We start from the raw sequence: 20,911 nt of genomic DNA on the forward strand, positions 1-20,911 counted from the left end.
CTGCATAAGTGCTCTATGCGAGGGGCTTCAGATAGTCGAGAAACACCCGCTTGAGAATATTCAGCTGGAGCTCTGTCGTAAGATCCGCTTCAAGCATAGGGATGTTCTTCTGCAGTGAGAGCTTCTTCGAGAAAATGCCGAACGTGTTAATTAATGTAGTTAAAGTGTCGCGTACCTCAAGATCAGAGCGGATGGAGCCGTCTTCGATGCCATTCTGAATGATCCGGGAATAAACCTGCGAAATTCTGCGGGTCAGAGCATTGAAATGATGAATATCCTCCAGCGGTTCCGGGAAATGAGCGGCGTAGCTTTCGAAGTCAACCATGAAGGTTGTGCTTAATTTATAGTGATCCTCAATGAAAAAATCAAATAATGCTTCAAGCTTGTCCAGGCATGGCACAGGCAATCCGGCCACATATTCAAACCGCTCCAGCATCGGCTCCAGCAGCCGGGTAGCAACGGCGACAATCAGCTTTTCTTTCTTGGGGAAATATCTGAACAGGGTAGCAATGCCGATATTCGCGTCAGTTGCAATATCCTGCATCGTGGTTTTCTCAATCCCCTTCTGATTAAATACGCGTTCTGCTGCTTCCAGAATCAGGGATAAACGCTGTTGTTTGCCGTCAAGGCGTTCCTTCTCGTATCTTGTTTTGGGATCCATAAGAGCTTATACCCTTTCACCATCGGTATTTGAACTACCAGTAGTATAGCTAGTGGTTATTCATTAAGCAAGGAGGGTTTGAGTTTATTCGCACAAAGTGATATGATAAATATCACAGTGATAGTTTAACTATCACCATATAGTTTAACTCACACAACGAAGGGGATACAGCTATGAATCGACTGAAGGATAAGGTTGCTATTATTACCGGAGCCGGCAGCGGCATGGGACGTGAAGAAGCACTGCTTTTTGCACGGGAGGGTGCCAAGGTTGCCATTACCGATATTAATGAAGCTGCGCTGCAGGCTGTAGTGAAGGAGATTGAAGCTGATGGCGGTCAGGCTACAGCTTATGTGCATAATGTGGTCTCTGAAGAGCAATGGGTCCATGTGATCGAAGAAGTGATGAAGACTTACGGAAAAATCGACGTGCTGGTTAACAATGCGGGAATTTCGCTTGCAACCGGACTTCTGGATACAACTATGGAGCAGTGGAACAAGGTCATCAGCATTAACCTGACCAGCACCTTCCTTGGAATGAAATACGTCGTTCCGCATATGCAGGAGCGTAACGGAGGCTCAATCGTCAATATTTCATCGATCGCAGGACTGACGGGAAGCAGCGGTGCAGGGGCTTATACAGCCTCCAAAGGCGGGGTCCGCATGCTGAGCAAAGCGGCGGCTGTTGATTTCGGTAAAGATAATATCCGGGTCAACTCTGTGCATCCCGGCTTTATCGAAACACCGATGAGTGCTGAGTTCGTGAATGACGAACAAAGGCTGAAATGGTTCCTGTCCCAGACGGCGCTGCCGCGTGTCGGCCGTGCCTCCGAGGTGGCGGAAGCCGTGCTGTTCCTCGCTTCCGATGAGTCGGCTTATATCACTGGTGTAGAACTGCCGGTAGACGGCGGTGTTACAGCGAAATAAGTGCCGAAGCCGGGCTGCCGGGAGGGACAAACTTGAAATAGATGAAGAGGAGTGCTGCCGGGTTTATGGGCAGCGCTCCTCTTTGCTTTTGATAGCGCCGTAAACTAATTATTGTGTAAAAGCCACTTCTATAAGAAAATGAGAAAAAGACTGATTATTGTAATTCTAATCCTAATCAATGCCGCAATGGATGCGGAACCGGAGGCTATGGTGAAAAAGGTCGACAAAGCAGTTTCAGCTCTCTTTATTCTCATTATGATTGTGGCCGCATGGAGATGGGCGGTATCCGTGCATACATGGAGCCTGATGGGGACACTTGCCTCGCTAGTCTGTCTGGGGCTGTTTGTCTGGACAGGGCTGCGGGCCATTCCCGCTTTGACCGGATACATAAGTTCATGGAATATGCAGGAACCGGTAAGTATCAACAATCTGCCTGAGGAGCGGCAGCGGACATGGTGGAAGATTGTGCTCTGGGTGGTGGCCAGCCGTGTGCTGCTCATTGTCATAGCCTATGTATTCTGGACGCTTAAAGACGGGGGATCCGGAAGCCTGTTCTCCCGCTTTATTGATACCTGGCATATCCGCGGAATTGATGCTATGTCTTACCTGGGAATCGCCGAGCACGGGTATGTCACGGAAGGAGACTCCCGGTTCCACATTGTGTTCCTGCCTCTGTTTCCGGTCGTCATTAAGCTGGCGCAGTTTTTCACAGGCAATTATATGGTTGCCGGCTTTGTTGCCGCTAACCTATGCACCCTTGCTGCGGCGTTGTTCGCTTATGAGCTGGCCAGGCTGGACATGGGACGCAGCAATGCGCTGCGGGTCGTGAAATATATTTTCATCTTCCCGTCGGCGTTCTTTTTCTTCATCCCCATGACGGAGGCGCTGTTCCTGCTGCTCTCCCTGATGGCATTGTATTATGTGCGCCAGAAGCGCTGGCTGCTCGGCTGTCTCTGTGCGGCGCTGGCCGGCTTCACCCGTTCTCCGGGGATACTGCTGGCTGTACCGGTTGCCGTGGAATTTGCCCGGGACCTGGCTGCAGGCTACAGACAGCTGGAGCGGAAGGCTTTTATTAACAGACTGGTCAAAGCAGTGCTCTCTCTTGCTACAGTCTCCTTCGGTCTGCTGGCTTATCTCTATATCAATTACAATGTTACGGGCAACGCGTTCCAGTTCAGTATTTATCAGCGGGAACACTGGTCGCAGCAGTTCTACTTCTTTTTCGATACGGTGAGATATCAGATGGAGTATGCCGTGAATACCTTCAAGGATGCGGACTTCCGTTCCTTCCTGGGGTTGTGGCTGCCGAATTTGATGAGTATCTTCCTGGTGCTCTTGATGATGTTCAAAAGCGCAAAGAGACTTCATCCTGCTTATATGGCGTATTTAATCGTCTATTTCGTCTACGTTGTGGGTCCGACCTGGCTGCTGTCCGCTCCGCGTTATTTCGCCGTGGCTTTTCCGCTGGCCTTCGCGGCAGTAGTGTTGACCCAAGATAAGAAATGGAAGGATATCGCGCTTACCTCCTTATTCATTGCAGGGAGCCTGCTGTATCTGGCAGTGTTTGTAGCCGGATATCCGGTATATTAGAAATTACAGAGGGCGATGGTGGCTATGCAGATTCAACTCGAAGATCAGATGATTACGCTCCATGTTCAATATGCCAAGCGCAAGAAAATGTCCGTTCAGATTGACGGATCAGATCTCATTACCGTTAAGGTGCCTACAGGAACAAGTGAAGAGAGTATCCGCAGTGCGGTGGAAGGGCTCGGCCCGAAGATTCTGGAGAAGCTGCGCAGCAATGCGGCGGCCAGGCAGGTGCCGAAGGTCAAGGAGTATCAGGGGGAAGAGAGATACCTCTATCTGGGGAAGGAATATGCGCTGCATGAGTTGATTGCCGTCAATGATATGGATGCGGAGGGCCTGAAGCTTGCGCTAAAGAAGTTTTATTTCAATAGTCTGAAAAAAATCGTTGCAGAGCGCATCACCCGTTATGGGGCACAGCTGAAGGTGAAGCCGAAGAGTATCGAGATTGTGGAATCGCGGACCAAATGGGGGAGCTGCAGCTTTGATAAAAAACTGACCTTTAACTACCGCCTTGCCATGGCGCCGCCTGAGGTGATCGACTATGTCATTATTCATGAGCTGTGTCATCTGCTGCATATGAATCATGACCGTTCCTTCTGGCGCCGCCTGGGAAGTGTAATGCCGGACTACAAAGAGAAGGAAGCATATCTGGCCCGGCAGGGGCAGTTCATGACACTCTGAATCCTATGTGATGACTGCTTGGCTTAAGCGATGGATGTTGCCGGAAGTTTGACGTTCGCAGGGTACTGCAGACTGCTCTGATTCCGCACAAACAAACCGCTAGGGCAGCTCCTGCCCACCAGTTCAAGGTTATCGTCACTTGGCGTGAAGTGGAAGACTATAGTCTCCGTGGCGTTATCCGCAAGCTTCATGGCGGTTTCGCGGACGGCGACGGGCTTCCTGCTGATCAGATCGTAAATCTCTAACCGGCCGCTCTCCTGCAGGCAGATGGCGATGACCTCCTCGTCCTCCAGGTAATATAGATTGCCGCCGAAGACGTTCAGGCAGTAGAACATCAGCAGTCCATCGGTGCCGCTGACGCCAAGGCGTTCAGATACCGGCTGCCGCTGCGCTGCGAAGGTGGCGACCAGGCTCAGATCACAACCTATGGACAGATCCAGCTTGCGGATTCCCGCAGATCCTGCGGACCCGGCTGAACCGGGAGGGCAGTTCATAGAGAAGATCTGCTCCTCTACGGGCTGGAATCCGAACTTGGGATAGAAGTCCATTACCGTATCATTGGCAAAAAGATACATGAATTCACACTGTGGTCCGTAAACCTCCAGCACTTTGTTCATCAGCCGGGCGGACAGGCCCTGTCCCCGGTAGTCAGGATGCGTCATCACCGTCCCGATCTGCACTGCGCGGGACTTCACACCATAAATAATCAGCTCAAGCAGGTTCACCGAGACATTTGCAATTACCCGATGTCCCTCCGCGTAAGAATAAGGAATGTGCCGTTCCCCCCAGAAGCCCTGCTCATACCAGCGCTCCAGCTCAAGTTCAAACGTATCAGCAGCCAAAGCGAAAAAGCTGTTTCTTAGCGGCTCCTGATCTTTATAATTGCAGACAAATTGAAGATCATCCATGGTAGCTGCTCCTTCAGTAATATTCAACCCCGCGAACCTTCGAATAAATCATAGTGTCTCTTAAGGCGCCTTGTACATCTAATTTGTCATTCCGCAGAATGCCTTCCAGAGTGAAGCCTGCACGTTCAGCCACCCGCGCACTCTGTGTATTGCGGGAATCACAGCGGATCTCCAGCCGGGCCGCCTGCAGCTCCTGTACGGCGAAATCGGCAATGGCACTTACCGCCTCCGTGATATAACCTTGTCCGGCGCAGGAGGTGCGGACCCAATAACCGATTTCAAATTTCCGCACCTGCCAATCGATCCGGTGCAGGCCGCTGCTGCCTACCAGATGACCGGTCTCTTTCTTCACGAGCAGCAGCCGGATATCCTTGCGCTCCAGAAATTGCAGCCGTGACTTCCGGAGGGAGGCTTCGGATTCCTCCACGGACGGGATATGCTGTGCCCAGGGCATCCAAGGGCTTAATTCGGCTATGCTCTCTTGGACGGCTTCATTTACAGCGGCGCCGTCTCCCCATAGAGCGGCACGGATCAGTAGGCGGCTGCTTTCAAAGCTCTCCGGCATGGAGATGAGGATCGGGTCAATCGGATGAATAGGCATAAGTTCAGCTCCTAGAGAGATATGTATTCTAAGCGTGAGTATTATATAGAGTTACATATTAAATGAAGCTAATCAGTGAAGCTATTTTTTTAGCAAACTTATATAGGTCTTCACTCAGTTGCTATATATCATATAGCTAGTGATAAGTCAATACGCTGAAGGCTACCTAAAAGTACTCTCTGGTACTATTCACAATCAATGGAAAGAACGTTATCTTATATAGTAAGAAGTGTTCATTATTAAGAACGAATATCGAATTCTTAGACAGCTGGAGGTCGTACAATGAGCGCAATCGCCGGGATCTATTCTATGCAGCATGGGCCGCTGGACCCGGAGCTGGGTCCGCGCCTTATGCAGCAGCTGCAGCGTTATCCGGCTGATGATGACAGGTCCTGGAGGGCGGAGGGACTCTTCCTCGGCTGCCGTTCGCAGTGGATTACCCCACAGTCAAGGAATGAGATTCTCCCCTATTATGATCCGCAGCGCGGGCTGGCGATTGTGGCTGATGCAATCATTGATAACCGCAGCGAACTGTTCGGACAACTTCAGGTTGTCCGGGAAGATCGTGATTCCATTCCAGACAGTCTGCTGATTCTCTTGGCCTATGAGAAATGGGGGGGAGAGGCGCCGGTTCATCTGGTCGGTGACTTTGCCTTCATGATCTGGGACGCACGCAAGCGGACGCTGTTTGGGGCGAGGGATTTCTCGGGTAACCGGACGCTTTACTTTCGCCGGTCCGGCAGAGAGTTCTCCTTCTGTACCGTAATTCATCCCTTGCTGGCTTTGCCTGATGGTCAGCAGGGTCTGAACGAAGGCTGGATTTCAGAGTATCTGGCGAGCCAGGCCCGGAACGATGTGGCAGATATGTTCTCCACGGTTTATCAAGGGGTGGAACAGCTGCCGCCTTCCCACTCGGTTACAGTCAGCGCGAAGGGGGTCTCCTTCTCCCAGTATTACACCTTCCGGACTCCGAATCCATTAAGGCTTCGCGGTAACGGCGAATACGAGGAAGCGTTCCGTGAGGTATTTGGGCAGGCAGTCAGAGATCGGCTGCGGACCCATCTCGCCGTAGGCGCCAATCTGAGCGGCGGACTGGATTCCGGCTCAGTGGTCAGCTTCGCTGCAGAGGAGCTCCGCCGCCGCGGCAAGCCATTATTTACATTCAGCTCTTATCCGCTTGACAATTTTACAGGTTTTAAACTAGGCCAGCGGGTCACCGATGAGCGTCCATATATTCAAGAGACCATCGACCATGTGGGGAACATTCAGCCCAGCTTCTTGAACTTTCCTGACCGGAGCCCTTATGGTGAAATTGACGAATGGCTGGATATTATGGAGATGCCCTACAAATTCATTGAGAATTCCTATTGGCTCAAAGGCATATATGAACAAGCACAAATGAAAGGCGCCGGTGTTCTGCTCAGCGGACAACGGGGCAACTGGAGTATCTCCTGGGGGCCTGCACTGGATTACCAGGCGAAGCTGCTGCGCGAATTTCACTGGATCTCCTTCTACCGGGAGAACAAGCTTTACAGTCGTTCGATGGGGGCAAGCCGCAAGAAAATGCTGAAGATTGTCGGCCGCAAGGTGTTCCCCGGCCTGGGCCAGCTGATCTCCGGGAAGCAGGAGGCCCCTCCAGAGCTGATTCATCCTGAATTCGCACGGCGGACAGGGGTGCAAGAGAAGCTGAGAGAGCTTGAGGGAATTCCTTCGTCTCAGACGGTATACGATATCCGCAGACAGCATTTCCAGCAGCCGCATATCTGGAATGTGAATGGAACGGCAGCTACCAAGCTGTCGCTGAAGTACAGGGTATGGGATCGTGACCCTACGAATGATCTGCGTGTCATCAACTTCTGCCTATCTGTCCCTGAAGGGCAATACGTCCAGAACGGAGTGGACCGCTCGTTAATCCGCCGGGCCATGGAAGGACGGCTGCCGGACAAGGTCAGACTAAACCAGACGCGGCGCGGTATACAGGGAGCAGATGGGATTACACGTATGCTGCCCCAATGGCAGATGTTCCTGCAGGAGCTAAAGGAGATGCTTCAGGACCCCCGGATTTCCTCTTACTTGAATCATGCCGGGCTCGCCGGGTGTTTAGACCGGCTGGGTAGTGAGCCCGCACCATTATTAATATTCAACACGGATTTCCGCCTTCTTACGAGAGGACTGGTGTTCTACCGCTTTCTGAAGCGTGTGACCTGATGGATGTTTCTTGAAAGGGGGTGACAAATATGAAAAAGGAATACAGCAAGCCTGCATTGGAAGTTCTGGATGTTAAAATGACTATGGCTGGACCTGGGATCGCTATTGCCGACTCCTTCCAATCGGATCCGGAAGAAATCGTTAATCACTCCTAGTTTTGCTTGGCAACATCCCGGCCCTCATCCCTCTTAGCTTGCTGGAGGGGGATAAGGGCTATCCTCACATCACCGGCAGGCAGCCGGGTGAAATTGATAAAGGTGGAGTGAACCGTATGGCGAGCACAGTGCAATGCCTGGGGTATAAGGCTTTTGGTCTGCAAATTCTCAGTGAATTCCCCTTGCCGGAACTTCCCCGTACGGAGCAGCCCGGAAGGTTGGGCAGCGTATCTGTTGTGGAGGCTGATTTGTCTGAGCGCTGGGAGGCGATACCGAAGATTTCACGGAATCTGGGTATGGCAGAGCAAGAAGTGATGTTCATGGTTAAAGGCACAGCTGTCTTTTCCATACAGAATGGCAGCACCATTACCGTATCTCCCGCAGTCCATGCTGATCCGGATAGCATCCGCCTGTTCATTCTGGGCAGCTGCATGGGTGTTCTTCTGATGCAAAAAGGCGTATTGGCTCTTCATGGAAGCTCACTTGTTCTGGAGAATAAGGCATACGCGCTGGTCGGGCGTTCGGGAGCGGGCAAATCTACGCTTGCCTCCTATTTAATGGATCAGGGACATCTCCTGGTCAGTGACGACGTTATTCCCGTGTTGGTGCATAATGGAACTCCATTAGCTGTTCCAGGTTATCCGCAGCAGAAGCTGTGGCAGCAAAGCCTGGACTATTTGGGAATGAATTCGTCTGCATACCGCCCGTTGTTTAAGCGGGAGACCAAGTTTGCCATACCCGTTTATGACCGGTTCCAGACTGAACCGCTGCCGCTTGCAGGAATATTTGAATTGTCCGTACAGGACGGGCCGGTGTCAGTGGAGGCTATCAGCGGCTTGGAGAGGCTTCATACCTTATATAATCATACTTACCAAAAAGCGCTGGTGGACCCCATGGGGGTCAGGGAATGGCATTTCAGTATGCTGGCCTCATTCGTTAACCGGCTGCCGATGTACCGGCTGACCCGTCCGGAGCAGGGCTTCAATGTACCAAAGCAGACGGAGCTGATCTTTGAGACGATTACCCAAAAGGTGAAGGAGATGAAAATATGAATATGGATACAGCAGCAGTCCTGTCCCTTGATTCGGTTCTGGTTCAGCGGGAAGGCAATATCGCCAGTGACATGGATGGCGAGAAGGTGATGCTGAATGTGAAGAACGGTAAGTATTACAACCTTGGCGAGGTCGGGGGCGAGATCTGGGAAGCCTTGGCTTCACCGGTGTCCATCCGCCGGATTGCCGAGATCATGCAGGAGATCTTTGAGGTTCCGGCGGAGCTGGCACAGCAGGACGTAGTTGATTTTGTGCAGAATCTGCTGAATGAGGATCTTGTCGCCATCGTCAACGGGCCATGATTACCCTCCGGCGCATCGGTTTACTGCTGAAGTATGACAAAGCCGCGCTGGCGCTGATTCCTGAGGCGTTATGGCGGCTTTTCCTGGTTAGAATCCAGCTGCTATTTCCTTTTGCCAAGACGGCTCCGCAGCTCGGGGTGAAATCCCTGGAGACTCCGGCGGTATCCAAAGACACGGATATTCCCCGCATTCAGCAGATCACGAAGGCCATTCGGGTGATCAGCCGCTATACGCCCTGGAAAAGCACCTGTATGGTCAGAGCCGTAGCCGGTCTGAAGATGCTGGAGAAGCGGGGGATTGAGAGCACTCTCTATATGGGGGTGGCGCGGGATAAGCAGGGACAGATGATTGCCCATGCCTGGCTGCGAAGCGGGGCGTATTATGTCTCCGGTGATGATGCCATGCAGGGATTCGTGGTTGTGGAGAAATTCGCCAAAGTGTTACAAGCTGAGTGATCGAGGTGGGCCCATGCAAGCGATAATCTATTATTTCCGGCAGCTTCAGCGCTTGTCGGGAGCTAAACTATATCTCAACTTGTCCGGTATGGTGATCAGTGGTCTGCTGGAGAGCTCTGCCATATTGCTGCTTGTACCTATGCTGGGTATGGCTGGTATTCAGTTAGGCGGCACAGCCACCACCGGTCTTCATCTTCCGATGCTTGGCTTCATCTCCGAACTGCCGCAGACCACGGCGCTCCTGCTGGTGCTTGGCAGTTATGTATTGATTGTGCTCTGCCAGAATCTGATCTCACGGTCCGTGGCCATCCGCAATGTGGAGATTCAGCAGACCTACGGCAGACAGCTGCGTTATGAGGTATACAGCGCGTTGCTGAGGGCCGAATGGTCTTTTTTTCTGAAAAAGCGCACCTCCGATCTGATCAACGTGATGACCACGGAACTGGCCAGAGTGCTTGCCGGCATCAGCTGCTTCCTGCAGTTTCTTACCTCGCTGCTATTCACGCTGGTGCAGATCGGCTTCGCCTTCTGGCTGTCCCCCAAGATGACGCTCTCCGTACTCGTCTGCGCTGTCCTGCTGTCCCTGTTCTCCCGCCGCTTCATTCGTAAGGCTAAGAAGCTGGGCAGCCGCAGCACGGAGCTTGGCAAGACCTACTTGGGCGGAATTACGGATCAGCTGAACGGAATCAAGGATATCAAAAGCAATAATCTGGAGCATTCCCGGCTGGAGTGGCTGCATGCCTTCACCGGAGAGGTGAAGCAAGAGCAACTGGACTATACCCGCCTGCGTTCGAACTCACAGCTGCTGTACAAGTTGTCCTCTACACTGCTGATTGCCGTGTTTATCTTTGTCTCCTTCCGGTTTATGCAAGCAGAGGGTCCTAATCTGCTGCTGGTTATTCTGGTATTTACCCGGCTGTGGCCGACATTCTCTACCCTGCAGTCGCTGATGGAGCAGCTCGCCTCCGTACTGCCCTCCTTCAAGCAGCTGCAGCTGCTGCAAGACGAATGTCTTGCCGCTGTGGAGCATGACCGGGTGGAAGGCGGGGAAGCTGTAGCCCCTATGATCTTGAAGCATAGTCTTGAAGCTAGAAATGTTGACTTCCGCTATCATCCGCATGAATCGGAGTATTCGCTTCAGAACGTAAATGTCTTGATTCCGGCCCGGAAGATGACCGCCATAGTTGGACGTTCGGGCGCCGGGAAGAGCACGCTCGTTGATCTGCTCATGGGACTGATGCAGCCGGAGACCGGCGAGATCCTGGCTGACGGTGCGCCTATCACAGGTGAGAGGCTGCTGTCCTACCGGAGATCCATCGGGTATGTTGCGCAGGACCCTTTTCTGTACAATGCGACCATCCGCGACAATCTGACGATGATCAAGCCGGATGCGGAGGAAGCGGAATTGTGGGAGGCGCTGGAGTTTGCGTCTTCGGCTGACTTTGTCCGCAAGCTTCCGGATGGACTGGATACGCTGCTCGGCGACCGCGGCGTACGCCTGTCCGGCGGGGAACGGCAGCGTCTGGTGCTCGCGCGCGCGATTATCCGCAAGCCGTCCATCCTTGTGCTCGATGAAGCGACAAGTGCGCTCGATACCGAGAACGAGAAGCGGATTCAGGAGGCACTGGAGCGCCTGAAGGCTTCCGTGACGGTCATCGTCATTGCCCACCGCCTGTCCACCATCCGGGGAGCTGATCAGATTCTGGTCATCGACCAGGGACGGGTGATCCAGCAGGGGATATACAGCGGCCTGGCTTCAGAGAAGGGCGGCATGTTCAGCCGTCTGCTTAGCGGGCAGGAGGAAGCAATATAGGGGAGGGGCTAATTAGCCCCTCCCCTATATTGTCTTTGGCCTATGCTGGGCGTTACTGCGGTGGAGCTTAATGAAAAACAGATGCGGATACGAAGAAAAAGACGTGCCGGAGAGCACGTCCAAGGAAAAGGCGTTAGCTTATTACTTGAAACAAATCGAAAAGTTAGGCTTAACGGTTCAAGTGACGTCCCCCGAAACGAGCTGATTTTTAAAAAATCGCTCAAGATTGGGGTAGGGGGACTTTTTGCGCCTTTAAGAGTAAGTTTATCCCGAAAGAGTTACTTTTAAAACACGGGCTAAGCTCATGCCTACTAAAGCCTGCGTTTATTTTCGTATAAAAATGCAGCATTTCGCCGTTCTCAAGCGGCTTTGCAGGATTATTCTTGTATTTTGTACAACAATCCTCCCGCAAACCCTGCGATCCAGAAATCAAAGTTGCAAAACGTACAACATTTCTGCCAATATTGCTTACTTAAGGGTACACTTATGTCCGCATTGACTCGATTTTGCCGGCAATCAATCAGAAGTGAGGGTTTTTAGTGTTTAAGGGTTTAAGTGTCTATTCCGTTAGTCCCGCCCGCAAGTCCCAGCAGTCTGCCCAGTCCCGCCAGCGATTGACCGGCAACTCGCGTGGTTGTTGAGTAAAGTGCGGTTACCGCATCCCGCTCGTTATATCCGTTTCTCTGCACCCGTCATCTTCCGCCAGCTCCACAGGAAAGGACGCAGGGGGAAATACAAGAAATGCAGCACCTCCGGCAGCGGCAGTGTCTTCGCATCCGCTGCGTAAGGGTACATAAAGCCGGTTACATAGAGCACCTGATGCCAGCGGGATAGAATCGCCGGCTGATAATATTTATAATGACGCTCGACCTCCGGCTCCAGCGGAGGGTTGTGCAGATTGACCATCCGTGCCACATAGAACAAGGCGCGCTGCGCTAAACTGCGGGCTTTGGGTTGGTCCGTCAGAGCGGACAGTCCGGGCTCTATCTCTGCCTCCAGCAGACCGGCTGCCAGAATAAGTGCCTGTCCGCCTACAGCGCTGTAATTGTAGCGCCGCAGCAGCCGGGTCAATACAGCGGAGTCCGGCTGCTGCAACAGCAGCATTTTGATGTCCAGCAGCCATCTCAGCCGGGACCATCCATGTCTGGCTCCATGGGCAGCCAGGAACAGGAACAGATCCTCCTGGCCCAGATAATGGACATTGCGGCCGAATGGGCTGCTTGTCCGCGCATGCTTCCACAGGGTATCGAAATCGGGTTCTTTGGACGGCCCCGGGCTTAATCTCCAGTGTACCTCCGCCTTGATCTTACTGACCGGATGATTGAATGTAGTATGATGCTCACGCCATTTCCAGTCTCCGAGTATGCTCTCGAACGTCTCTTCCTTCACATACCCCAGACGGATCAGCAGGGCTTCCGTATCCTGCAGCTGCGCCATCGGCACCAGGAAATCAAGGTCCCGTGAGGTCCGCAGCGAGATATCTCCGTACAACGCCTGCGCAAGCACCGGACCCTTGAGGAACAGGCAGCGGATATTCAATTCGGCCAGCTGAGTGCCGAGATTACTCATTTCACCGCTGAGCTGAAGCATCTGGACGGTATTGCGGCGATATTCCATTTTTATCCGCTCCAGGACGCTGGCAGGAATCACATCCCCATCCATCCGGCTGAGCTTCGGGTACAAATATGGATATACCCGGTGATGCAAGGTAAGCCGCAAGAATACATCCCAGTCCAGGCCCGTGAACAGCCGCGGATTCTGGTGTGCCGTTTCATTGATATTCTCAGAAGTTAAAAGCGCAAGAAGAAGTAATGTTTCCTTAGATAAGCTCCCCTTATCGAGGGTAGGCCGTTCACTCATAGAGACTCTCCTTACTTGGCTTTGAACAGATCCGCACCGGATTTGTTCAAAGATAAGAATATATATGCCTGACGCATTAAAATGTCCTTATCTTTCCCGCTTAAACGGATACCGTCCTTCACAGGAAGGCTGGCCGTTTCTACTTGTATTTAGAGAATGATATTAGTGAGCGTACCATCGTTAACAGAAATCTGTCAATTTAATCTGGCGATGTCATCCTGATAGGCGCTGTGCATCTGCTCAGCCGGCAACACTCTTGACGCTACGGTGCCTGTTACCCCTATAATGCTAGGATAAGAGAGAAATTATAGTTAGGGGAACTGCTGAGCGATGGTGCTGTTGGGAGCTTTGGTGAATGGAGTAGCTATTATTATCGGAACAATGCTGGGGAAGCTGCTGGAACGCATACCGGAGAGCATGAAGAATACGGTGATGAACGGGATTGGACTGGCGATTGTCGTGCTTGGGGTGCAGATGGGCCTCAAAAGCGGGAATTTCCTGATTGTCATTCTAAGCCTAGTGATTGGAGCGGTAGCTGGTGAATGGATCAACATTGAGGACAAGTTCACCCGTGCAGGGAATTGGCTGGAGCGCAGAGTGGGGGCAGGCGGACAGGGCAGCATCTCGCTGGGATTCGTTACGGCAAGCTTGGTGTTTGTTGTCGGTGCAATGGCTATTCTCGGAGCGCTGGACAGCGGCATCAAAGGTGATCATCAGATTCTGTATACCAAAGCGATTATGGACGGATTCATTTCGATTATTCTGACCTCGACGTTGGGGGTAGGGGTTCTGTTCTCGGCCATCCCTGTTGTTCTATATGAAGGAATTATTGCTCTACTCGCTACACAGATCACCCGGTTTGTGCCTGATGCGCTGTTAAATGACATCATTGCAGAGATGACCGCTGCGGGCGGCATTATGATTATGGCAATCGGCCTGAATCTGCTGGGAATTACCAAGATCAAGGTAGCCAATCTTCTGCCCGGCATTCTTGTGGCTGTGCTGCTAGTCGTGCTGGTGCAGGGATTTCAACTGAATTGAGGGAACCTGGGCGATGAACGGGCATGTGCATTGCCGGACCGTTATTTGATAGTGATGGCTATTTTGCCCTGAACCAGCCGGCCTTCACTGAGCAGATGTGCGCTGCGCAGTCCTTCTGCAGTGAGCGGGAAGGACTGGCCGATTAGCAGCTTCAGCCGGCGCTCGGCCGTCAGCCGGGCCAGCTCGGCTAACTGAAAAGGGTCGGCGGCGGGAGTGAGGTACGCTGCAGTGATGTCCCCGGCCGCCGCTTGTACCGGGTCAGGCCGCTCCGCAGTGGAGATCAGCCTCCCGCCGCCTGCAAGAACTGCGAAGCTCCGGTTCAGGATGAGACCTCCGGCGGTGTCGATTACAACATCTATGCTCTGGCCGAGAATGGCGGCGAAATCCTGCTCTTGGCAGTCTATCACCTGGTCGGCCCCGATGCCCCAGACCAGATCAAGCTCATCGCCGCTTACCGTCGTAATCACGGTAGCTCCCCGGAGCTTGGCAAGCTGTATAGCCAAGCTGCCTATACCTCCCGCACCGTCATGAATCAGCACGCGGTCCCGGCTGGAGACCTTGGCACTGGCCAGTGCCTGCCAGGCGGCAAGTCCGGCAGCCGGCAGAACCCCAGCTGCTTCAAAGGATAAGCCCGGGGGAATCGGCGCCAGCTCCTGACCGTGTGCCAGTGTATATTCCGCGTAGGCACCGCCTTCCATAACCTGCATCAGCCCAAACACCGCATCACCCGGTTTGAACCGGCTTACTCCACTGCCTGTACTCACTACCACTCCGGCAACGTCTATTCCGGGGATTAGCGGAAAGGATGCAGTATGACCGCTACCAGCGTACAATAAGCCTTCCCTGACCTTCATGTCCGCCGGATTAACAGAAGTCGCATACATTTCAATCAGAATTTCTTGTTCACCCGGAATGGGAACAGGGATATCAAGCTCTATTAAGTTTCCAGCGGGGCCGAACTCAAGAATGGCGATGGCTTTCATGGATGGTATGCCTCCTATTACTGCGTGCTGATCAGTTTATACATACTATACTTTTGCAGATTTATTTAAAAGATAAGAATTTATATCCCCTGCGCATGAATTATCCTTATCTTTATCCTTATCTTTCTCGCTGAAACGGTACCGCCCTAAAAAAGACGGCAAAGCCGTTACTGCTTAATCAAAACCATTAGGTAGCGCTGTGGAACTATGCTAGAATATGACTCTAAAGTGCTGAGAAAGAGGAGGAATCCCCTGACAATGAACACTGACTGGAAGAAAAATATTGCCTTTTTCCTTACCAGCCAGACCGTCTCGCTATTCGGGTCTTCACTGGTCCAGTATGCGATTCTCTGGTATATTACCCTGAACACACAGTCCGGAGTCATGATGACGTTAGCGATTATCTGCGGATTTGTGCCGATGTTTCTGCTGTCGCCCTTTGCAGGCGTCTGGGCAGACCGTTACAGCCGCAAATGGCTGATTGTCCTCTCGGATTCCATTATTGCAGCTTCGACGCTGGTTCTGGCGATATTGTTTCTGCTGGGATACGACCAGATGTGGTTGCTTTTTGTGGTGTCTGCCCTGCGGGCGCTTGGAGGCGGAGTGCAGACACCGGCTGTAGCGGCCATGCTGCCGCAGCTGGTGCCGGAAGACAAACTGACCCGGATCAGCGGAATCAACGGCAGCATTCAGGCGATGGTAATGCTGCTGTCCCCGATGCTGAGCGGAGCCCTGCTGAGCATGGCAAGTATTGAAATTATATTTTTCATCGATGTGATTACTGCTGCAGTGGCGGTTATGACGATGTTCTTCTTCGTGCAGGTGCCGCTTCATGCCAAAGCTGCTGCAGAGCAGACACTCAGCTATTTGAGTGATCTGCGCCAGGGCTTCAGCTATATCCGGCAGCATGCTTATATTAGAAGCTTTTTTATTTTCTGTGCTTTTTTCTTTGTGCTGGCGGCCCCGGTGTCGTTTCTGACTCCGCTGCAGGTTACGCGAACCTTTGGCGGGGATATCTGGCGGCTGACCGCCATTGAGATTACGTTCTCGATCGGGATGATGCTTGGCGGGCTGCTGATGGCCGTCTGGCCGGGGTTCCGGAACCGGGTTCATACGATGACCCTATCGGCCCTTGCCGTCGGGTTATGTACGTTTGCGCTGGGTGTAATTCCGGTCTTCTGGATTTATCTTGCCGTAATGGGGCTGGTGGGACTGGCGCTGCCGTTCTTCAATACCCCCTCCACAGTTCTGCTGCAGGAGAAGGTGGAGCCGGATTACCTGGGCCGGGTCTTCGGGGTGCTGGGTATGATTTCGAGTTCTATGATGCCGCTGGGCATGCTGGTCTTCGGGCCGTTGGCCGATCTCATACAGATTGAATGGCTGCTGATCATTACGGGAATGCTGCTGTTTATCCAAGGCTTTTTCCTGCTGGGTAATAAGGTGCTTATCGAGGCAGGCAAGCCTGCTGCTGTTCCTGGTGTTGAGGCGGGGAATGCCGGAGGAAATGAGTAAGATCTGCCGGTTGCTCCGGAATCGCATGAATGTTTGTACAAAAGATTGAAATCAAGGAGTACAGTACTGTAGAATTGCACTATGTAAGATAAACGTTCTATATATCAGATTTAACCAAGAAGGGGATTGTATCGTTTGAATAATGAAGAAGTAATCCAAGAGCTGCCAGAGAATTATGAGGAACTGAAGAAAGCCGCCGGCCGCTCCGCAGATTGGAGAGCGCGTCTTGAAGCAGTGGAAGAGCTGGGCCGCTACAACCACAAACAAATTATTGATATCCTTAATCGTCTGATGATCAGCGATCCTGTATATACCGTTCAAGAAGCCGCGTACAACAAGCTGAGAGCCTTCGGCGAAGAGGTCAAGGTTCCGTCGAAGAACAAGGCCGAACTGTTCAGAGGGGTATCGAAGATTATTCTGCGGATTAAGAAGAGTCTTCCGAAAGACCATTCTTACGAAGAGTTCAAAGAGAAGCTCAAGAAGATGCGGATTGACGTCTACGATGCCTACGAAGGCGAGAAGGGCGAGAATTTCGATGAATGGCTGGAGAAAATGTGGGTTTCGGCTACCAAATAGGTAGAGCACAGCAAGCGGAGAGATGGGGGGTCCTTCCTTATCGATCCGCTTTTTGGTGTGATAAGTGGAAGGATTATGAGTATTGGAAGGATGCTGTGGACTGGGAGTCATTTCCACCAGGGGGATGATTGCGGACCGGCTGCGGGAAGAAATTCATAAGTATAAAAGCCTGCCGGCTCCCAACCGGGATGGCCGATGATGTTCATACAGGTGCACTGTAAGCCGGCATTTGCTATATAACTATTTCACTCAAGAAAAGGATGATTTCATGCTTACTCCTAAATTTCAGGAATTCCTGGAGCTGTCCGCGCATTTGCGGCCCGGCTACACCGCCAGTCTGGGCAAGGCCCAGGCAGGAGGTAGTGCCGCTATTTCAGAGTATGCCCCCGAGGTTCCTCTGATTTTACAGGCAATCTATGACACTGTTCTGGGAACGGGCAGCAGCGAAGAGGACCCCAGCCTGGTTGAATTCATTCCGGGCTACCGGCTGATTCATATCGGGGAATACGGCCAGGAGGTGGCGCTACTGTCAGGTATCCTGCAGGAGAAGGGCTATGCCGGCGGCGGGGTCGTGCTGCCGCTGCTGACGAACTACGGCAGTGATTTTATCTGCTACTACCGGTCTGAGGATGGGGTCGAGCGGGTATGCGACCTGCTGCATGACTACGGCGATTTGGTGACCATGTATGATTCACCGGAGAAATTCCTGGAGACCCTGTGCGAATTCTATAAGCAGGAGGTATATTTCCTGGATGAAGAGGGCTACCTGGACTGTGATCTGGTAACGGAAGGCGAGGTAGGCGCGACACTGAATCCGGATGCGAAGTACTGGTCGGAGTAAGAAGCTGCAGCTCTGGATTATTTGGCATATATTCAATTGTTTTGCAGGGCCCTTCCCTTTCGGTCCGTCTAAAGGATGAGAGGATGAGGAAGGGAAGGGTGACTGCACATGCAATTTCTATTCAGGAACCGGAACGGGCAGCTCAGAGCAGGCTGGGAGATTTTATGTGTCGGCGGGGCTATTGCGCTTCTAACGGTAATTGTCTCCTTTGGTCTATCGCTGCGCGTGGGTTCCACAGGACTATTCGATCCGGACGGCTGGGTGCGTGTCTTCAAATCTACAGCCATCTATTCGTTTATTGCCGTGTGTTATACGGTACGAATAATACATAAGCGTCCGCTGTCCAGCATTGGACTGTCCAGGCCTGACGGCAAGAGATTCGCTGCCGGCTTCGCAGGCGGAGCACTGCTGCTATCCTCCATTCTGCTGGTGCTATGGGGTCTGGGGAATGCTTTGGTTCAGGGAGAGTGGTCACAGCCCCGGTTCGGACAGCTCGATGCGGCGGATATTGTGATTACGGCACTGCTGGCCGGAATCTGCGAAGAGGTGATATTCAGAGGATACCTTCAGCAGCTGCTGTCCTCAAGGCTCGGTATTCCGGCCGCAGTGGGCCTGACCTCCATCTTATTCTCGCTTGCCCATATGGCGAATCCCGGATATAGCTGGATCAGTGGACTGAATATCGTGATTATCGCTTTAATCTTCTCTTGGGTTACTCTCCGGACAGGCAATTTGTATGCTGCGATGGCGCTGCATATTTCCTGGAATCTGTTCCAGGGCTACATATATGGCGTTGCGGTGAGCGGGAATACGCCCAAAGGGATCTATTCGATATCCTTACAAGGAAATGATCTGCTGACCGGGGGCAAGTTCGGCCTGGAAGGGAGTCTGGTCACCACACTTATTCTTGTCATTCTGTATACAGCGTTGCTGCTTCTGTCCAGCGGCAAATGCGGTACAAGGATACAGAGACGGGAAGGTTCGATTCGTATTCGATAGAGCTTAAGGCTGTCTTGAGGTAAAAGCACAAAAATCCCCGTTCCTACGTCACTGTAGGAACGGGGATTTTATTGTTTCCGCTAGTTAGAAACTGCCCTTACCGGCGCGCTTCCAATCAACAGGAGCCAGCCTGCTGCTGCCGGCCAAGCTGCTGCCTACTCTTGCGCAGCCTTCTTCTCCTGCTCACGCAGCTCGATTCTGCGGATTTTGCCGGAGGTTGTCTTCGGTAGATCCGTAATGAATTCGATTTTGCGCGGGTACTTGTAAGGTGCAGTCTGTTCCTTGACATGGGACTGCAGCTCTTTGGCCAACTCCGGTGTGCCGGCATGGCCGTCCTTGAGCACGACAAAAGCTTTGACGACCGAGCCGCGGATCTCGTCAGGACTGGCTACCACTGCGCATTCCTTGACCAGGCTATGCTTCATTAATGCTTCTTCTACTTCAAACGGCCCGATGGTATAACCAGAGCTGATGATGATATCATCCCCGCGGCCTTCGAACCAGAAGTAGCCGTCCTCATCCTTGCGCGCCCGGTCGCCGGTTACGAAATACTCCCCGTGCGAGCAGTTTGCTTTGCGCTCCGGATCTTTGTAGTAATTCTGGAACAGGGCAGGCATGCTCAGATGCACGGCGATATCACCTACGACCCCGGCAGGAAGCGGATGTCCTTCCTCATCGATTACTTCAACAATACCGGGAGCGATTGATTTACCCATGGAGCCGACACGGATCGGCTCATCCTTCAGCGCCGCGATGATCAGGGTGCTCTCAGTTTGTCCATAGCCGTCGCGGATCGTAATATCGAAGTGCTGCTGGAAGGTGTGAATAACTTCCTGATTCAGCGGCTCACCGGCGGATACCGCACAACGCAGATTCGACAGATCGTACTGGGCGAGGCCTTCAGTTTTGGCCATCAGACGGTACTCTGTAGGTGTGCAGCACAATACCCCGATCTTCTCATCCTGCAGCAGCTGAAGATAACGGTCCGGATGGAAAGGGCCATTATAGACGAAGCCGGTAGCCCCGTTGCCGAGTACAGTGAGGAATGGACTCCAGATCCACTTCTGCCAGCCCGGCGCGGCCGTTGCCCAGACAGTATCCGATTCACGGATATCCAGCCAGAGGGAAGAGGTGATCCGCAGATGCGCATATCCCCAGCCGTGGGTATGGACTACGGCCTTCGGGTTGCCGGTTGTGCCGGAAGTATAGGCCAGGATGGCGATATCGTCCCGGCGGCTGGCAACCGCAGGGAAGGAGTCGGATTGTCCGTCCATCAGGCCTTCCAGGTCTACCCAGCCGTTGCCAAGCTCAGCTTCGCCGACAGACAGGCGATAGTCCAGTGAAGGCAGATCTTCGGCGATCTTGTTCACTTCACCGGTAACCTCCGACCAGACAATGACCGCGCGGGCTTCGGAGTGGCGCAGCCGGTAGGACAGATCCTTGGCCCGCAGCATTTCAGAAGATGGAATAACGGCAAGTCCCAGCTTCAGGCAGGCCAGATAGATGACGTAGGCGATAATGCGGCGTGGTACCATAACCAGGACACGGTCCCCTTGCTTCAGACCGAGACCTGACAGCCCCCCGGCCAGACGGTTAGCCTGAGCCATAAGCCGTCCATAGGTGATTTCTTCGAAATCCCCGTTCTCTTGTAACCATTTTAGGGCAACCTTATCTTCAGGATGCTGCTCCATTTCCGAAGTGAGATTGTAGAATTCAGGTGCGATCCAGCGTTGATTATCCAATTGAACCT

At 52.7% G+C, this 20,911-nt stretch carries 21 protein-coding genes; 14 read left to right on the plus strand and 7 right to left on the minus strand.

The window, feature by feature from the left end:
• Positions 1-13: 13 nt before the first annotated feature.
• Positions 14-661 carry a TetR/AcrR family transcriptional regulator gene (locus tag R50912_RS03985; RefSeq protein WP_042232623.1) on the minus strand — a complete coding sequence of 216 codons (648 nt, stop codon included), beginning with the start codon at positions 659-661 and terminating at the stop codon, positions 14-16.
• Between the two features lie 173 nt (positions 662-834).
• Here R50912_RS03985 and R50912_RS03990 point away from each other — a divergent pair, with 173 nt between their 5' ends.
• The 3 genes from R50912_RS03990 (at position 835) to R50912_RS04000 (ending at position 3,855) form a co-directional block, all read left to right on the plus strand.
• Complete coding sequence (locus tag R50912_RS03990) at positions 835-1,587, plus strand: SDR family NAD(P)-dependent oxidoreductase (protein WP_042232625.1); 753 nt, start codon at positions 835-837, stop codon at positions 1,585-1,587.
• Positions 1,588-1,725: 138 nt separating this feature from the next.
• On the plus strand, positions 1,726-3,177 hold the full coding sequence (locus R50912_RS03995; protein ID WP_042232627.1) for a hypothetical protein: 1,452 nt from the start codon (positions 1,726-1,728) through the stop codon (positions 3,175-3,177).
• Positions 3,178-3,201: 24 nt separating this feature from the next.
• Positions 3,202-3,855: a M48 family metallopeptidase gene (locus R50912_RS04000; RefSeq protein ID WP_042232628.1), complete on the plus strand. Its 654-nt coding sequence runs from the start codon at positions 3,202-3,204 to the stop codon at positions 3,853-3,855.
• A gap of 23 nt (positions 3,856-3,878) precedes the next feature.
• On the opposite strand, the gene R50912_RS04005 is transcribed toward R50912_RS04000, so the two are convergent.
• Both R50912_RS04005 and R50912_RS04010 read right to left on the minus strand, forming a co-directional pair.
• Positions 3,879-4,763 (minus strand): GNAT family N-acetyltransferase, encoded by an 885-nt coding sequence (locus R50912_RS04005; protein WP_042232630.1) that lies wholly within the window; start codon positions 4,761-4,763, stop codon positions 3,879-3,881.
• 13 nt (positions 4,764-4,776) lie between these two features.
• Positions 4,777-5,364, minus strand: coding sequence for a GNAT family N-acetyltransferase (locus R50912_RS04010; protein WP_042232632.1), 588 nt, complete (start codon positions 5,362-5,364; stop codon positions 4,777-4,779).
• 282 nt (positions 5,365-5,646) lie between these two features.
• On the opposite strand from R50912_RS04010, the gene R50912_RS04015 reads away from it, so the two are divergent.
• From R50912_RS04015 to R50912_RS04040, 6 genes are all read left to right on the plus strand, one after another.
• Positions 5,647-7,572 carry an asparagine synthase-related protein gene (locus tag R50912_RS04015; RefSeq protein WP_042232633.1) on the plus strand — a complete coding sequence of 642 codons (1,926 nt, stop codon included), beginning with the start codon at positions 5,647-5,649 and terminating at the stop codon, positions 7,570-7,572.
• A 29-nt stretch (positions 7,573-7,601) separates the two neighbouring features.
• Positions 7,602-7,727: a paeninodin family lasso peptide gene (locus tag R50912_RS34705; RefSeq protein ID WP_042232634.1), complete on the plus strand. Its 126-nt coding sequence runs from the start codon at positions 7,602-7,604 to the stop codon at positions 7,725-7,727.
• 116 nt (positions 7,728-7,843) lie between these two features.
• The gene (locus R50912_RS04025; RefSeq protein ID WP_042241517.1) at positions 7,844-8,779 is read left to right on the plus strand and encodes a phosphoenolpyruvate carboxykinase (ATP); all 936 of its coding nucleotides are present in this window, start codon (positions 7,844-7,846) and stop codon (positions 8,777-8,779) included.
• A 2-nt stretch (positions 8,780-8,781) separates the two neighbouring features.
• Complete coding sequence (locus tag R50912_RS04030) at positions 8,782-9,081, plus strand: lasso peptide biosynthesis PqqD family chaperone (RefSeq protein ID WP_042241519.1); 300 nt, start codon at positions 8,782-8,784, stop codon at positions 9,079-9,081.
• Positions 9,078-9,536 carry a lasso peptide biosynthesis B2 protein gene (locus R50912_RS04035; protein WP_042133659.1) on the plus strand — a complete coding sequence of 153 codons (459 nt, stop codon included), beginning with the start codon at positions 9,078-9,080 and terminating at the stop codon, positions 9,534-9,536. The genes R50912_RS04030 and R50912_RS04035 overlap by 4 nt, the downstream gene beginning before the upstream one ends.
• Positions 9,537-9,549: 13 nt before the next feature.
• Positions 9,550-11,349, plus strand: coding sequence for an ABC transporter ATP-binding protein (locus R50912_RS04040; RefSeq protein ID WP_042232636.1), 1,800 nt, complete (start codon positions 9,550-9,552; stop codon positions 11,347-11,349).
• Between the two features lie 551 nt (positions 11,350-11,900).
• Here R50912_RS04040 and R50912_RS34710 read toward each other — a convergent pair.
• Positions 11,901-12,038: a hypothetical protein gene (locus R50912_RS34710; protein ID WP_156122929.1), complete on the minus strand. Its 138-nt coding sequence runs from the start codon at positions 12,036-12,038 to the stop codon at positions 11,901-11,903.
• Positions 12,019-13,209 (minus strand): nucleotidyltransferase domain-containing protein, encoded by a 1,191-nt coding sequence (locus tag R50912_RS04045; RefSeq protein WP_042232637.1) that lies wholly within the window; start codon positions 13,207-13,209, stop codon positions 12,019-12,021. Before R50912_RS04045 ends, R50912_RS34710 begins: the two co-directional genes overlap by 20 nt.
• 330 nt (positions 13,210-13,539) lie before the next feature.
• Here R50912_RS04045 and R50912_RS04050 point away from each other — a divergent pair, with 330 nt between their 5' ends.
• Positions 13,540-14,250 carry a DUF554 domain-containing protein gene (locus R50912_RS04050; RefSeq protein WP_042232639.1) on the plus strand — a complete coding sequence of 237 codons (711 nt, stop codon included), beginning with the start codon at positions 13,540-13,542 and terminating at the stop codon, positions 14,248-14,250.
• A gap of 41 nt (positions 14,251-14,291) precedes the next feature.
• On the opposite strand, the gene R50912_RS04055 is transcribed toward R50912_RS04050, so the two are convergent.
• Positions 14,292-15,233, minus strand: coding sequence for an NADP-dependent oxidoreductase (locus R50912_RS04055; RefSeq protein WP_042232641.1), 942 nt, complete (start codon positions 15,231-15,233; stop codon positions 14,292-14,294).
• A gap of 258 nt (positions 15,234-15,491) precedes the next feature.
• On the opposite strand from R50912_RS04055, the gene R50912_RS04060 reads away from it, so the two are divergent.
• The 4 genes from R50912_RS04060 to R50912_RS04075 all read left to right on the plus strand — a co-directional run bounded on the left by R50912_RS04060 (position 15,492) and on the right by R50912_RS04075 (position 19,161).
• Complete coding sequence (locus R50912_RS04060; RefSeq protein ID WP_042232642.1) at positions 15,492-16,745, plus strand: MFS transporter; 1,254 nt, start codon at positions 15,492-15,494, stop codon at positions 16,743-16,745.
• 135 nt (positions 16,746-16,880) lie between these two features.
• Positions 16,881-17,321 carry a HEAT repeat domain-containing protein gene (locus R50912_RS04065; protein WP_039306501.1) on the plus strand — a complete coding sequence of 147 codons (441 nt, stop codon included), beginning with the start codon at positions 16,881-16,883 and terminating at the stop codon, positions 17,319-17,321.
• A 268-nt stretch (positions 17,322-17,589) separates the two neighbouring features.
• Complete coding sequence (locus R50912_RS04070; protein WP_042232645.1) at positions 17,590-18,162, plus strand: hypothetical protein; 573 nt, start codon at positions 17,590-17,592, stop codon at positions 18,160-18,162.
• 108 nt (positions 18,163-18,270) lie between these two features.
• Positions 18,271-19,161, plus strand: a complete 891-nt coding sequence (locus R50912_RS04075) for a CPBP family intramembrane glutamic endopeptidase (RefSeq protein ID WP_042232647.1) — start codon at positions 18,271-18,273, stop codon at positions 19,159-19,161.
• Positions 19,162-19,316: 155 nt separating this feature from the next.
• Here the strand turns inward: R50912_RS04075 and R50912_RS04080 are convergent, their stop codons facing one another.
• Positions 19,317-20,852 carry an acetate--CoA ligase gene (locus tag R50912_RS04080; protein WP_042241523.1) on the minus strand — a complete coding sequence of 512 codons (1,536 nt, stop codon included), beginning with the start codon at positions 20,850-20,852 and terminating at the stop codon, positions 19,317-19,319.
• Positions 20,853-20,911: the final 59 nt, after the last annotated feature.

This window comes from Paenibacillus sp. FSL R5-0912 (assembly GCF_000758605.1).
Taxonomy (GTDB): domain Bacteria; phylum Bacillota; class Bacilli; order Paenibacillales; family Paenibacillaceae; genus Paenibacillus_AQ.

Excerpts from the sequence above, each read along its gene's own strand:
- R50912_RS04055 (WP_042232641.1), bottom strand. The coding sequence starts at position 15,233 with ATGAAAGCCATCGCCATTCTTGAGTTCGGCCCCGCTGGAAACTTAATA.
- R50912_RS34705 (WP_042232634.1), top strand. The coding sequence starts at position 7,602 with ATGAAAAAGGAATACAGCAAGCCTGCATTGGAAGTTCTGGATGTTAAA.
- R50912_RS04075 (WP_042232647.1), top strand. The coding sequence starts at position 18,271 with ATGCAATTTCTATTCAGGAACCGGAACGGGCAGCTCAGAGCAGGCTGG.
- R50912_RS03995 (WP_042232627.1), top strand. The coding sequence starts at position 1,726 with ATGAGAAAAAGACTGATTATTGTAATTCTAATCCTAATCAATGCCGCA.
- R50912_RS04070 (WP_042232645.1), top strand. The coding sequence starts at position 17,590 with ATGCTTACTCCTAAATTTCAGGAATTCCTGGAGCTGTCCGCGCATTTG.
- R50912_RS04060 (WP_042232642.1), top strand. The coding sequence starts at position 15,492 with ATGAACACTGACTGGAAGAAAAATATTGCCTTTTTCCTTACCAGCCAG.
- R50912_RS04030 (WP_042241519.1), top strand. The coding sequence starts at position 8,782 with ATGGATACAGCAGCAGTCCTGTCCCTTGATTCGGTTCTGGTTCAGCGG.
- R50912_RS04040 (WP_042232636.1), top strand. The coding sequence starts at position 9,550 with ATGCAAGCGATAATCTATTATTTCCGGCAGCTTCAGCGCTTGTCGGGA.
- R50912_RS04045 (WP_042232637.1), bottom strand. The coding sequence starts at position 13,209 with ATGAGTGAACGGCCTACCCTCGATAAGGGGAGCTTATCTAAGGAAACA.
- R50912_RS04000 (WP_042232628.1), top strand. The coding sequence starts at position 3,202 with ATGCAGATTCAACTCGAAGATCAGATGATTACGCTCCATGTTCAATAT.
- R50912_RS04005 (WP_042232630.1), bottom strand. The coding sequence starts at position 4,763 with ATGGATGATCTTCAATTTGTCTGCAATTATAAAGATCAGGAGCCGCTA.
- R50912_RS03990 (WP_042232625.1), top strand. The coding sequence starts at position 835 with ATGAATCGACTGAAGGATAAGGTTGCTATTATTACCGGAGCCGGCAGC.
- R50912_RS04080 (WP_042241523.1), bottom strand. The coding sequence starts at position 20,852 with ATGGAGCAGCATCCTGAAGATAAGGTTGCCCTAAAATGGTTACAAGAG.
- R50912_RS04035 (WP_042133659.1), top strand. The coding sequence starts at position 9,078 with ATGATTACCCTCCGGCGCATCGGTTTACTGCTGAAGTATGACAAAGCC.
- R50912_RS04010 (WP_042232632.1), bottom strand. The coding sequence starts at position 5,364 with ATGCCTATTCATCCGATTGACCCGATCCTCATCTCCATGCCGGAGAGC.
- R50912_RS03985 (WP_042232623.1), bottom strand. The coding sequence starts at position 661 with ATGGATCCCAAAACAAGATACGAGAAGGAACGCCTTGACGGCAAACAA.
- R50912_RS04025 (WP_042241517.1), top strand. The coding sequence starts at position 7,844 with ATGGCGAGCACAGTGCAATGCCTGGGGTATAAGGCTTTTGGTCTGCAA.
- R50912_RS04015 (WP_042232633.1), top strand. The coding sequence starts at position 5,647 with ATGAGCGCAATCGCCGGGATCTATTCTATGCAGCATGGGCCGCTGGAC.
- R50912_RS04050 (WP_042232639.1), top strand. The coding sequence starts at position 13,540 with ATGGTGCTGTTGGGAGCTTTGGTGAATGGAGTAGCTATTATTATCGGA.